This is a genomic window from Pelosinus fermentans JBW45 (assembly GCF_000271665.2).
Lineage (GTDB): Bacteria > Bacillota > Negativicutes > DSM-13327 > DSM-13327 > Pelosinus > Pelosinus baikalensis.
Window position 1 is genome coordinate 1,211,612 of record NZ_CP010978.1, and the last position, 12,983, is coordinate 1,224,594.

12 protein-coding genes are annotated in these 12,983 nt (G+C 40.9%); 10 read left to right on the forward strand and 2 right to left on the reverse strand.

Features of this window, described 5'->3' with window-relative positions; all coding sequences use genetic code 11:
- Window positions 1-456: 456 nt before the first annotated feature.
- From JBW_RS04940 to JBW_RS23950, 6 genes are all read left to right on the forward strand, one after another.
- Complete coding sequence (locus JBW_RS04940; protein ID WP_007956660.1) at window positions 457-1,401, forward strand: reverse transcriptase/maturase family protein; 945 nt, start codon at window positions 457-459, stop codon at window positions 1,399-1,401.
- Between the two features lie 515 nt (window positions 1,402-1,916).
- Entirely contained in the window at window positions 1,917-3,161 is a 1,245-nt protein-coding gene (gene ltrA / locus JBW_RS04945; RefSeq protein ID WP_007956688.1) for a group II intron reverse transcriptase/maturase, read from the forward strand.
- A 118-nt stretch (window positions 3,162-3,279) separates the two neighbouring features.
- Window positions 3,280-4,095, forward strand: a complete 816-nt coding sequence (locus tag JBW_RS04950) for a group II intron reverse transcriptase/maturase (RefSeq protein ID WP_200896995.1) — start codon at window positions 3,280-3,282, stop codon at window positions 4,093-4,095.
- A 495-nt stretch (window positions 4,096-4,590) separates the two neighbouring features.
- Complete coding sequence (locus JBW_RS04955) at window positions 4,591-5,631, forward strand: epoxyqueuosine reductase (RefSeq protein WP_007955642.1); 1,041 nt, start codon at window positions 4,591-4,593, stop codon at window positions 5,629-5,631.
- Between the two features lie 508 nt (window positions 5,632-6,139).
- Window positions 6,140-6,202, forward strand: a complete 63-nt coding sequence (locus tag JBW_RS26175) for a hypothetical protein (protein WP_419177838.1) — start codon at window positions 6,140-6,142, stop codon at window positions 6,200-6,202.
- Window positions 6,203-6,242: 40 nt separating this feature from the next.
- Complete coding sequence (locus tag JBW_RS23950) at window positions 6,243-6,431, forward strand: AraC family transcriptional regulator (RefSeq protein WP_071882476.1); 189 nt, start codon at window positions 6,243-6,245, stop codon at window positions 6,429-6,431.
- A 75-nt stretch (window positions 6,432-6,506) separates the two neighbouring features.
- On the opposite strand, the gene JBW_RS04960 is transcribed toward JBW_RS23950, so the two are convergent.
- Window positions 6,507-7,445, reverse strand: coding sequence for a cation diffusion facilitator family transporter (locus JBW_RS04960; protein ID WP_007955644.1), 939 nt, complete (start codon window positions 7,443-7,445; stop codon window positions 6,507-6,509).
- A 117-nt stretch (window positions 7,446-7,562) separates the two neighbouring features.
- Window positions 7,563-8,018, reverse strand: a complete 456-nt coding sequence (locus JBW_RS04965) for a hypothetical protein (protein ID WP_007955645.1) — start codon at window positions 8,016-8,018, stop codon at window positions 7,563-7,565.
- A gap of 573 nt (window positions 8,019-8,591) precedes the next feature.
- Between JBW_RS04965 and JBW_RS04970 the strand changes: the two genes are divergently transcribed.
- From JBW_RS04970 to uxuA, 4 genes are all read left to right on the forward strand, one after another.
- A complete protein-coding gene (locus JBW_RS04970) occupies window positions 8,592-9,158 on the forward strand; it encodes a sugar O-acetyltransferase (RefSeq protein WP_007955646.1) in 567 nt (188 codons plus the stop codon).
- Between the two features lie 388 nt (window positions 9,159-9,546).
- The gene (locus tag JBW_RS04975) at window positions 9,547-10,767 is read left to right on the forward strand and encodes a multidrug effflux MFS transporter (protein ID WP_007955647.1); all 1,221 of its coding nucleotides are present in this window, start codon (window positions 9,547-9,549) and stop codon (window positions 10,765-10,767) included.
- Window positions 10,768-10,892: 125 nt separating this feature from the next.
- Window positions 10,893-11,597, forward strand: coding sequence for a GntR family transcriptional regulator (locus JBW_RS04980; protein WP_007955649.1), 705 nt, complete (start codon window positions 10,893-10,895; stop codon window positions 11,595-11,597).
- Window positions 11,598-11,906: 309 nt separating this feature from the next.
- A complete protein-coding gene (gene uxuA, locus JBW_RS04985; RefSeq protein ID WP_007955650.1) occupies window positions 11,907-12,977 on the forward strand; it encodes a mannonate dehydratase in 1,071 nt (356 codons plus the stop codon).
- Window positions 12,978-12,983 lie beyond the last annotated feature (6 nt).

The following is a 12,983-nucleotide window of genomic DNA, read 5'->3' on the forward strand; positions in this document are numbered from 1 at the left end:
CATCGCTCCTGCGTTGCGATGTAAGACAACCGACTTACCTTATGCGAAAGCCGCTGGGGGACAATAGCATGTCGGTAAAGTCAGGATTAGACAGCAACTGCTATCGAGTAGCCTGGCGAGTCAGGCCATATATGGTAAAGCCTGTGGGCTGAATCCGGGTCTGTGGCTGTGTAGGCGCTGCCGGACGTAAACTCCGGTATCAATGGGTATCTCCAATATTAATTAGATTGGGTATAAGCAGGCCTATTGACGCACCTGCGGTAAGTAGGGAAACGACCAACCGGGTACCTACGTATGGAAACACTATATGGAGCTGCCAAACGTGACCTGCCTAAGTACCGGCTGACGGTATATGGCAGAGAGCCCTAATAGTAGCCTAACGGCCTTCTGTAATGGGAGGCACATGGTGAAGGGGGGCAGTATTCCAAGTTCCAACCTTGAAAGGAGTTGCTTTGGATGGAGCAATCAAAACTCATGGAAAGACTGGAAGGTTATCGTCGTCGGAATAACGCCGACCATGGCTATGTCAACGGTGACCTCTATCGGTTGTTCTACGATAGGGACTTGTACATCATCGCCTACAATTCCGTAAAGTCTAACGACGGGGCGGAGACCTCCGGTGCTGATGGCACCTCCCTACATGGCTTTTGCCAAGAGTGGATTACTGAACTTATTACATCCATGCGCGCTGAGTCATACCAGCCTCAGCCAAGCAGAACAACGATGATCCCTAAAAGCAATGGTAAGATGCGCAAGCTCAGTTTTCCAAACGGAAAGGATAAACTGGTTCAGGAAGCAATCCGCATTATCTTGGAGTGCATATACGAACCTACCTTCTCCAACCTCGCGCACGGCTTCCGGCCAAAACGTTCTACACAAAGCGCCGTCGCTGAAGTGGAGACTTGGGGAGGTACGATTTGGTTTATCGAGGGGGACATCTCCGCTTGCTTTGATGAAATTGATCATCGCATACTTGAAACAATACTTCGGGAACGTATTAACGATGAACGTTTTATCCGGCTCATCAATAAAATTCTTAAGGCCGGCTACTTCGACATGCAGCACAACTGTCATAGAGCTAAAACTGGGAACGCACAAGGCTCCTGCTGCAGCCCTATACTCTGCAATATCTATCTCGATAAGCTGGACAGATTTATGGAATGCACTATAGAGCGAGACACGAAAGGCAACTGCCGCAGACAAAACCCTGACTATTCCAAAGCGAGATATCAATACAAAAAGGCAGTCAGCAACGGCAGCGACCCGCAGAGCATTAAGTCCCTTTTCAACAAAATGAAAACCATCCCGTCAGGTGACAGATACGACCCTAACTTTCGCCGGGTAAAGTATGTACGCTACGCTGACGATTGTGCGCCACGAAGGAGTGTCCAAGTAGCGTAGCTACTTGAAGGCAGCCATGCTGTACAGATGATGGTGGTAGGTCCACCGAAATCGCCATACAGGTGGAGGTTTCAAACTACCTTAAGGTGCTGTGGCCAAAATCCATGGTATTGAGCGTTAAGGAAAAGGCAGTGATAAAACTGTCAAGTGCGTATTAAGGAGATGAATGAACAAATGAACCACTTACGAAAATGTCGATAGCGTAGAGATTCCATCAAAACCAGGGGGTAGTCGTTAATCTGGGATAAGTCTAGGGGAAACCTGTTTACTGCCTAGACGGTGGGCGGCATAAAGGTGGCATGAACTTAATACAGGCGTCTGTACGGAACGTGGGAACCCACGGGCTGATGTTAAGGGAGTATATCAAGCGGAAGAACCGCAAGATAAGAGTACCAATGCAGTCATGGGGGCAGATTGGGTTGTAGTAGTGATGAAGTTTCTGTAATGGGAATGGAGCGAAGAACCCGAATTATTCAGTTTCAAGAATAAGTCAACTTTGAAAGGAGGAGGAACTTATGCAAGAAACAAAGCCATACAGTATTTCCAAAAGAGCAGTAATTACTGCTTATGAAAGAGTGAAAGCAAATAAGGGAACCTATGGAGTGGATGAGCAATCTATTGAGGATTTTGAGAGAAAGCTAAATAATAATCTCTATAAGATTTGGAATAGAATGTCGTCAGGAAGTTATTTCCCGAAACCTGTAAAGGCAGTAGCAATTCCAAAGAAGAATGGTGGAACTCGTATTTTAGGAATACCAACCGTAGAGGACAGGATAGCGCAGATGGTAGCGAAGTTATACTTTGAGCCATGCGTGGAACCGATATTTTACGAAGATTCCTATGGATACAGGCCGAATAAATCAGCAATACAGGCAATAGAAGTAACAAGGAGAAGGTGTTGGAGAAAAGACTGGGTTTTAGAGTTTGATATAAAGGGTCTATTTGATAACATCAGACATGATTACTTAATAGAAATGGTAAAACACCAAACAAAAGAAGAATGGATTCTTCTGTATGTACAAAGGTGGTTGACAGCACCGTTTCAAATGGAGGATGGAACGATTGTTCTAAGAACTTCAGGAACGCCACAAGGTGGGGTAATCAGTCCTGTACTTGCCAATCTATTTTTACACTATGTATTTGATGATTATATGACGAAAGAGTTTCCAGCAATACCGTGGGCAAGATATGCGGATGATGGAATTGCACACTGTGTGTCTCTTAAACAAGCGAAATATTTGCAACGCAGACTACAGGAACGATTTGAGTGTTTTGGATTAGAATTAAATTTGGATAAGACAAGAATTGTATATTGTAAAGATGATGACCGAATAGGAAATCATGAATACACCTCTTTTGATTTTCTGGGATATACATTCAGACCAAGACATGCAAAGAATAAATGTGGAAAGTTCTTCACTAACTTTCTGCCAGCAATGGGAGAAAAGGCGAAGAAATCCATAAGAAAAGTAGTTAGAAAGTGGAAGTTGCAGTTGAAACCGGATAAGGACTTATTGGACATAGCAAATATGTTCAATAGCCAAATACAGGGATGGATTAATTACTACACGCATTTTTATAAATCAGAGATATATGAAGTATTAAGATATATTAATGGACGTCTTGTTTACTGGGTTCGCAAGAAATACAAGAATCGAAAATCAAGACAAAGAGCTGAACATTGGCTTGGAGAAATAGCAAAGCGTGATAGAAAACTGTTTGCACACTGGAAATTTGGGATACTGCCAACGGCTGGATAATGGGAGCTGTATGAGCTGAGAGGTTCACGTACAGTTCTGAGAGAGACTTAGGGGGAAGTTCCCTAGGTCTACTTGCTTCCTGATTGGCCTGATTGCTCCCAAAGCCTATGCAGTCGTTTTGAAACAGAGAATCAAGGAATTCCTGAAAAACAATCTTTGCCTCAGGTTAAGTGACGAGAAAACTAAAATCACACACGCCGCAGATAAAAACGTAGTTTTTCTCGGATATATCATCCGCAAGGGCTACGGCAACCACAACAGATTTAAATGCGATCCTTTTGACCCAACCCTCCGCATTTACATGAATGTGGAGGGTATCCTGAAAAAGCTGCGTGAAAACGGCATGTGTATAGCCAATGACTATCCCGTTGGTATCGCTCGTCTTCTTAGAGAACCCCCGGAAGAAATCATCAGATATGGCAACCAGGTACTCCGTGGACTACTGACTCAGCAACGCGGCTGCTACAACTTCTTTAAGGGCGGACACATCCAATACATCGTGCAGTTTTCCATAGCTAAAACTCTAGCTCGCAAATTCGACATAAGCTTAAAGAAAATTTTCGCACGCTACGGCAAGTCTCTTTCGGTCAATTATGAAAACGCCAAAGGCTACACCCGCTCAATTAGTTTGGCACTGTACAAGTCTTTTTCAAGGCAAAAGAGCTTCTTCGCTACTGTCAAATCGGCAATTACATCATTTCACCTGCCGAGTTACAGCTTGGTAAACCCGCTTACCCGTGCTTGCTACATCTGCGGTAATCCGCATCTTCATGTCAGCATGTATCACAGGCAAACAAAGAAAAAGCTCATTAAGCCCTATCCACCGATTGTCACTGTCATGCTGACGATCAACCGGCGTCAGATACCCTTATGCAACCACTGTTTTGCCAATATCGAAACCAACAGGTTTCATCTTAATCAACTCAGTCGATGATAACTCATTTGGAATATGGAGAGCCGTATGCGGTGAAAATCGCTTGTACGGTTCGGGAAGGGGCGGATTACTTTGTTAATCCGCCTATTTCATATATTACAATTCTTTGGGATTGCAAGCAAAAGTAAAGTGAAAATCTAAGTTTGGACAATTACAGTAACTACTCACCCGTAGGTAGTCACTGAAGTACCATATTCGTGTTTGACTTCAGATGACGAGTAGATTATAATCTAAACATATTAGTGTATATACACTGAATAAAAATAAACATAGGAAAAGGTATTATGAATTGAAACCGAGTGGACTGACTATTGCCCAATTGGGCTTGCTACGGCACCTTGAGTTAGTTCCGCGATCCGAAGCGCTTGTGAAACAATATTGTTATGGATGGATTTTTACATCCTGATGTGTGTATGTGCACATATCAGGCATAATAATATAAAAAATATAAGCAGGGGTGCTGATAGGCGTATTGACAGAAAGGAGGCTGGATCAATGGAATCGTTAGTAACAGAGATAAAGAATGCAGCCCTCAGTATGGGGTATGAAAAGTGCGGCATTATTAAAATAGCTGATATGGCGGATTTTGAGGAAAAGCTTAACGAACGAATGGAGCATCTTCCAGAAACGAAACCTTTTTACGAACGCTTTACTGGTTTCGCTCATTTGCAAGATACTTATCCGTGGGCAAAATCCATTGTTGTTTGCGTAGGGCAATATGGAAAATATCACGTACCTGAGCATCTACAAGGTTTGATTGGCAAGGCCTATTTATTTGACAACAGAATTGATGAGCGCGCTAAAGAGCATCAGGAAAGTTTGCGGTTTGAAGCAGCTATGCAAAAGATAGGGCTTAAAACCGAGACAAGCCGAAAATTTGGCATTACTGCGCTGCGTTGGGCGGCAGTAAAAGCTGGGCTTGGCATCGCCCGGAGAAATAATTTCTTCTATACCGAATCGGGATCATGGGTACATTTGGAGGCCTGGTTGATCGACAAAGAGTTGGAATTGATAGAAGTCCCGGCAGTAAAGGAATGCCCCGAGCATTGTAATTTGTGCGTCAAATCCTGTCCAACAGCTTCTTTGTCAAAACCTTATACAATGAATCCCTTATCGTGTATTTCTTTCCTCACCACATTCGGCGGACGGAACTTGCCGCACGAAAGATGCAGTGGGCAAATGGGCGGCTGGATTTACGGCTGTGATGTATGCCAGGATGTTTGTCCGATGAATAAAAGTTGCTGGAAGGCAACTGAAGAATTTCCCGCTTTGGCTGAATTAAGTGAACATATTTCCCTGGAAAAAGTTCTTAAGATGGATTATGACTTTCTGGCGCAAGTAATGCCAGCCAAGTTTTTCTATATAACTAAGGACGATGCCTGGAAATGGAAAGTCAATGCCATCAATGCAATGGTGAATGACTACAAAGCGGAGTATGCGGAGCCTATATATGACGCATGCAATGACAGCAATGAAAAGGTAAGAGAAATGGCGGAATGGGCAATAAACAAATTGAATCTGCGTAAAAAGGGATGACGTCGGCTATGTGGTAAAAGAAGCCATCAGGCGCGGCGAGCAGGCGATGGTCGAAGAAGCTAGGGTGAATGGAAAAGCACATCAGAACGCAAATTCGGAAAAACATCCCAATATTTGGAATAGGTAAACGATTATGTTATACTACGTAAGTAAAATATATATTTGCTGATCAGTAAACTGAAGGCTAAGGAAAAAACACTCAAGTGTTAGGATTACTGCTTTTCTGGAAAAAACTAACCTAAATCGTCCCGTCAGTACGGGAACATATCTTTTGGAAGCATCAATTTTTTCCTATATCGAAAGGTTTAACCCATCAAGGAACGAAGTGGATTTACCTGGCGATGTTTTTTCCCTGTGTTACTGTGCGAAGGGAAACAGATAAATGGTTTTGTTCAGGATTATGATTGGTGGGACATTGGGAAAATGAATGATTATGATACACTTGTCCATATGCCACCGCAGCAAGCCGAGCTTTATTAATAATCAAATTAAAGCTTTTATCTTTGATATGGATGGCGTACTTACTGATACTGTGGAATATCATTTTCAATCCTGGCAAGAACTAGTATGAACTAAATATTTCTTTTTCCATTAATAAGGCAGTAATTTTTTTGTCGAAAAGTGATTTTAATATCAGCGAAATTGCCATGGCTGTCGGCTTTGATGATAGTAATTATTTCAGCCGATTATTTAAAAGTACCAAAAAGCATCACCATCTGCGATACGAAAGTAAGAAGCTAAAAACAGGGGAGTCGCTTTTTATCAAGCGAAACTCCCCTGTTTTACTGAAATTTCGGTGACGGTTCGAAACCACTGAAGAAGTCACCTATATTGATTCGTTACCTATTAAGGGACCATTTTTATATGCATTGTCCTTAGGTTCGTGCATGGAGGGGGGGAGTTACCTGCAGGCATGTTTCATGATTGAAGTCTGCTATTTCAATTTGGATCGTAGTGTGGTTAATTTGAAACTGGTCGCGAATGATGCTGATTGCCTCCTGCAGGATGGTTTGGGCGTCTTGGCTCCCTTCAATTAACAGATGGCAGCTTAGTGAGTCGAGACCGGAGGTGATTGTCCAGATGTGAAGATCGTGGACATTACGAACGCCATCGATACGTTGCAGAGATTCTCTTACTTCCATCCAGTTGATTGTAGGAGGCGTTCCTTCGAGCAGAATGTTCACCGATTCATTGATCACACCCCACGCGCTTCGCAGAATTAACATTGCAACAATGACGCTGATGATGGGATCAGCCGTATACCAGGAGAAGAAATACATCAATAGCCCTGCGATTATGGCCCCGACAGAGCCGAGGGCATCGCCAAGAACATGAAGATATGCACTGCGTAGATTAATGCTCTTGTCCATGTTTCCCTTTTTCGTCAATACCAAGGCACTTAATAAGTTGGCGAGCAAGCCGATCGCAGCAATGGCGATCATGTAGATACTATTGACTGACGGCGGTGCGAAGAAGCGTCCGTAGGCTTCCCAAACAATCAAGCCGGCAATAATAAATAAAGTCATTCCATTGAAAAAAGCGGCCAGTATTTCAAAACGGTAAAATCCATAGGTTTTTTGGGGTGACGGCGGTTTAAGTGCCAAAACAGTTGCAAACAGACTTAATCCCAGTGAGGTAGTGTCACTGAGCATGTGTCCGGCATCAGAGAGCAAAGCAAGACTATTTGTAAACAATCCCCCCAGGAATTCAAGAACCATGATACCTGCGGTGATGATCAGTGATATTGTGAGTGCGGTGCGGTTGTTTTTTCCATGAAGAGGTCCTTCATGACTATGACCATGATGATGCCCCATATGATGTCTCCTTGTACGTTATTCACTGCTCTATTTCCTGGTTTTCGTCGACGATAAGGAAATCCTTCTGTTTACATTATATCACAAAGAATAACCCCATCCTGACACGCGTATTTATTAATTTTTTCGGAAAGTGATAATAGTTTGGATAATCCAACCCAGTAGTACTCCGCTTATCATGCCGATAAGACCAAGTAAAATTGGTCCTAGCCTAATACCAAAAATTTCAAAGAATGTTGAATATGTTACACCAAGTGTTCCCAAATAGGCACAGAAAACAATGGGTAGAAAAGAGTAGGATGACTTGCCTCCCCCTGCGTCGCGGAAAGCATCCCAAATTGCAAAAGAGTATACACATGGATAAAACATAATCCATTCATAATTTGTTTTTGCTATAGCCTGACCGATGTCACCCGTAAAGCTAAAGATAATAACCTCATTAAGGTTAGAGTTTACATTGATTAAAAATTCTAGAAATATAAATATTAAGCCTTTAATTAATTTTCCATTTAAAATTTGACCAAATCCGGGAAAGGCAATGCTCCAAAATATTTTTTCAACTGCATTTGTCATAAATATTCCTTTCTTGCAAAGGTAATCTAATTTGGTCACTTATGAATATTTTAGCCAGGTAAGACACTCATTTAGTGGATATTAATATAAATAACCCATCGTGACTGAAGTAACTCAGAAAGATGAGTATTGCCGTCAATATTTATTATTGGCATTTTCCTTTGCTATATAAGTTATTATTACCTATGATGGAGTAATTATCCTTGGTCCAAAATTCTTGAGAATGTAATCAATATTACACATTCCAGTAGTAGAACCAACTGTTAGCCATTACAAAGCCATTGAGCGAAATTACCATGCCTAAAACCAGCAAGGCTGCAATGAAATAACAAAAAATAAAGAAACTAGTTACAAAATATGGAATATTATGATATTCTATATTTTGTAACTAAGTGTTTAATTAATTTTCACCGGGAGTTATGCTAAATCTGGTTATTGTGTATGGTTGATTTAATTCTGGGGGATGAGCTAGATATTGCGATAAGCTATTGAACGTATTATGCTGCAGCCCTATGAAACGAGGGCATATCTGCTGGCAGGCAAATAAATGGGATAAAAGGGGGAGGAGTCATATTGCAGGGAAAAACGGAAAAACAAAAAATGATTGACGGCGAAATGTATAGTGCCTGGGATCCGGAACTGATTGCAGACAGGAGAAACGCCAGGCGGCTAACACGTTTGATTAATAACACCTTGGAAACCGAGTCGGAGAAAAGGGGCGACCTGTTAAAGCAGCTGTTTGGATCAACCGGGGCAGAACTATTTGTTGAGCCTGATTTTCGCTGTGATTACGGGTACAACATTCATGTGGGAGAAAACTTTTATGCCAATTTTAACTGTGTCATTCTGGATGTATGTGAAGTATGCATTGGTGACAACTGTTTTATGGCACCCGGTGTACATATTTACACCGCAACGCATCCGCTTGATCCGTATGAGAGAAATTCTGGCGTGGAATATGGTAAACCGGTGACCATCGGGAACAACGTCTGGCTTGGCGGTGGTTCGATTATAAATCCCGGTGTTACTATTGGGAATAATGTCGTAATAGCCTCCGGTACGGTGGTTACCAAAAATATTCCGGACAATGTCGTCGCAGGTGGAAATCCGGTCCGGATAATAAAACCTGTAATAGTATAAAGATTAGAAAATCTTGTCAAGTGCTTAATCCCTAAAACTTATACATATACTACAAAAAAATCAACTCTATCATCACATTGGCGGCAGAGGTTCATTCTATTTCAATGGTTATACCTGTCTATAATTTCTCCAAAGCCACTCCAGTTTATGTCATCGAAAAAGCCCTTTTTATAGTGCATATAGGTGGGGCAGATCAGATCCCTGGGACTGTAGTCTCTCGTCTCTTCTTGACGGCGATAACATTTCTCTTTACAATAAGGAGAAGATCATAGATGCTGTTAGACATTAGCAAAAGTGCAGGCACTATTTGTCGTAAAGAGGAATAGTGCCATTTTTTATTGTAGATTTTCTATACTACTCACCTATATTTTAGAAAAGGATTGATGATATGAATTGTACTCTGCAAGGTCAAGAAGATGTAATAAAAGATAAAGGGAAATTCTCTGTCTTATGGATTGCATTTCTCCTAGGAGCGCTGGCTTCTTTTGGACCTTTATCCATTGATATGTATTTGCCTGCATTGCCGCATCTGGTCACTGAGCTAAATTCCAGTACCTCTTTAGCGCAGTTGAGTTTGACGTCGTGCCTGCTGGGGATTGCCTTGGGACAATTATTTGTGGGACCTTTTAGCGATATATTTGGACGTAGGGGACCTTTACTAATCGGATTATGTATTTATGTTGTCTCGTCCTTGTTATGCATGTTTGCCACTACGATTTGGACGTTTATCACGATGCGCTTTATTCAAGGGTTAGCAGGATCAGCGGGGATTGTTATTTCACGAGCGATTGTAAGGGATCTTTATTCTGGTTCGGAAATGACGAGGTTTTTTTCCCTGCTAATGTTAGTAAATGGAGTAGCTCCCATTCTGGCACCGATATTAGGCGGCCAGGTTTTGCAGGTTGCCTCCTGGCGAGGCATTTTTTTAATGTTATTTGCTGTGGGAGTGGCTATGTTAATTGCTATATTTTTTGGTTTGAAAGAAACCCTGCCTCTTAGCCGCCGCTCAAAGGGAGGTTTAAGAAATACGATCCTTACCTTCCGTGAATTAATAAAAAATCGAAATTTTATGGGATATGCACTAGGACAAGGTTTTGTAATGGCTGGCATGTTTGCTTATATCTCTGGTTCTCCTTTTATCCTGCAAAATATTTTTGGTGTTTCACCCCAGATGTTTAGCTTGCTCTTTGGAATTAACAGCATTGGCATCATTATTGCCGGACAAATTACAGGGCGACTTGCAGGGAGAATTTCTGAGAAGAAACTTTTGATTGCTGGGCTGACTCTTTCTTTTGCAGGAGGGGTATTGCTGCTGCTTATGATCCTAATTGGGGGAGGACTTTATTCTATCTTACTGCCATTATTTGTGGTGGTTTCCAGCGTTGGGATTGTTGGCACCAGTAGTTTTTCATTGGCCATGCAGGATCAAGCAAAAGCGGCAGGCAGTGCAGCAGCTCTTATTGGAGTTTTGTCTTTTGTCTTTGGAGGGCTGATGGCACCTCTTGTTGGCATTGGCGGAAGTCATACAGCTCTTCCTATGGGGATTACCATTGCTGTTGCTGAAACCGCTGCGGTATTATCGTATTTCTTTTTAGTCAGACGAGCATAGTCTAGTTAAGATTTCTTTTAAGCCTTATTATATATTTCTTTCATTATATTTTAGCTGGAAATATAGAGGAAATATTGATATACTAATATATTAGTATATCAATGAAGATAATTTGGAGGAACACCATGGAAGTAAGTATAATTGAAAAAAATCCTCGTGAATCTACGCGAGAATATGTATATCGATTTTTAAAATTTAATATAATGGAATTGAAATTAATTCCAGGCAGTGCTTTATCGGAAAAAGATATAGCACAGTTATTAAATGTAAGCCGAACTCCGGTTCGGGAAGCATTTATCCAATTATCTCAGGAATATTTGCTCGATATTTTACCACAGAAAGGGACATATGTATCTCTAATTGATATTGAGAATGTTGAGGAATCCAAGTTTTTGCGCGAAACGGTTGAGAAGGCAGTCATGGCTATGGCTTGTGTTGATTTTCCAAGTGATAAGCTTTTTGAACTTCAATCCAATATTGCATTGCAAGAATTATGCTTTAAGGAAAAAAACTATTTGCGGTTTTATGAACTAGATGAAGAAATGCATAAAATTATCTTTGTAGGCTGCAAGAAGGCACGTATTTGGTCCATGATTCAGCAGATGAATACACATTATAATCGAGTCAGAATGTTAAATATGGCTGGTGGGTATGATGTATCGCCCGTCTTAAAGCAGCATAAGGAACTGATTCTAGCGATTAAAGAAAAAGATGTAGATTTGGGAATGCGGACGATTGACCGTCACTTGAATAAAGTGAAATTTGATATTCAGGATTTATATCGAGATTATGCTGATTATTTTAAACAAAAGCAATCGATATTGCTATAAGTTTAGTTTTGATAGAGGAATTCACATTCTGTAATTTTATAAGTATTGTACAACAGCTGCTTAAAAGGATTTTCGCCTTTTAGGCAGCTATGTTTAATTGCAATAATGTTCTAAAAAAACTTAAGAATCAGATTTTATTAAAGATTACTGTTAAATGGTATTTACACTAGTATGGTAGTGTGGTAATATCATTAACAAGCAGATATCATTAATGAATTCGTTACTTGGTGAATTTATCATTAATATCATTGCAGATGCAGTTAATGAAATCAGTTTGCTATTTCAATTTCAAAGGGGGTCCGAATGTAAATGATTATGTCATTTCGTTGGTACGGCAAAGAAAATGATTCCATATCCTTACAGAATATCCGTCAAATTCCTGGGATGAAAGGAGTAGTAGGAGCATTATTTGATGTTCCTGTTGGTGAAATTTGGCCATTAGATAAAATCCTTGCATTGAAGAAGGAGATCGAAGATCAGGGATTATTATTGGAAACGATTGAAAGTGTTAATATTCATGAAGATATTAAGTTGGGGCTTTCATCACGAGATCAGTATATTGAAAATTACATCACTTCGTTAAAGCACCTTGGTCAGGCTGGAGTGAAGGTCGTCTGCTATAATTTTATGCCAGTATTTGACTGGACACGAACCGATTTGGCTAAAGTACTTTCAGATGGTTCAACTGCTTTAGACTTTGATGTTAGATTGATTCAAGGCAAAGATCCGCAAAAATTGGTGGAAGAAATGCAGGCAAATTCCAATGGGTTCGAGCTCCCAGGCTGGGAAGAATGGCGCTTAAAAGAGTTAAAACATCTTTTTGATTTATATAAAGATATTGATGAAGAAAAACTGTTTGGTCATTTGGAGTACTTCTTGAAAGCGGTAGTACCTGCTGCAGAAGAATATGGTATCAAAATGGCAATCCATCCTGATGATCCCCCTTATTCCGTATTTGGTCTTCCTAGAATTGTAACCTCCAAGAAAAATCTAAAAAGGATTGTAGATATGGTTGATAGCACCAGCAATGGTTTGACTATATGCAGTGGTTCCTTGGGAGCCAATCTAGATAATAATATACCTGAAATCATCCGCTACTTTGGTGATCGAGTTGCTTTTGGACATGTGCGTAACGTACAGGTTCATGAACCTGGAATCTTTAATGAGACGGCTCACAAGGCTGATGAAGGCTCTCTTGATATGTATGAAATAATGAAGGCATTTCACGATATTGGATTTACAGGACCAATAAGGCCTGATCATGGTCGAATGATCTGGGATGAAAAGGGCAGACCGGGTTACGGCTTGTATGATAGAGCCTTAGGAGCCAATTATTTGTGCGGCCTTTGGGATGCCATTGTGAGAGGCGCGAGTAAGTAATGAAAG

What these genes read in the sequence shown, in the direction of transcription:
- JBW_RS04940 (WP_007956660.1), top strand. Translation starts at nt 457, where the DNA reads ATGGAGCAATCAAAACTCATGGAAAGACTGGAAGGTTATCGTCGTCGG.
- ltrA (WP_007956688.1), top strand. Translation starts at nt 1,917, where the DNA reads ATGCAAGAAACAAAGCCATACAGTATTTCCAAAAGAGCAGTAATTACT.
- JBW_RS04955 (WP_007955642.1), top strand. Translation starts at nt 4,591, where the DNA reads ATGGAATCGTTAGTAACAGAGATAAAGAATGCAGCCCTCAGTATGGGG.
- JBW_RS04960 (WP_007955644.1), bottom strand. Translation starts at nt 7,445, where the DNA reads ATGGGGCATCATCATGGTCATAGTCATGAAGGACCTCTTCATGGAAAA.
- JBW_RS04965 (WP_007955645.1), bottom strand. Translation starts at nt 8,018, where the DNA reads ATGACAAATGCAGTTGAAAAAATATTTTGGAGCATTGCCTTTCCCGGA.
- JBW_RS04975 (WP_007955647.1), top strand. Translation starts at nt 9,547, where the DNA reads ATGAATTGTACTCTGCAAGGTCAAGAAGATGTAATAAAAGATAAAGGG.
- JBW_RS04980 (WP_007955649.1), top strand. Translation starts at nt 10,893, where the DNA reads ATGGAAGTAAGTATAATTGAAAAAAATCCTCGTGAATCTACGCGAGAA.
- uxuA (WP_007955650.1), top strand. Translation starts at nt 11,907, where the DNA reads ATGATTATGTCATTTCGTTGGTACGGCAAAGAAAATGATTCCATATCC.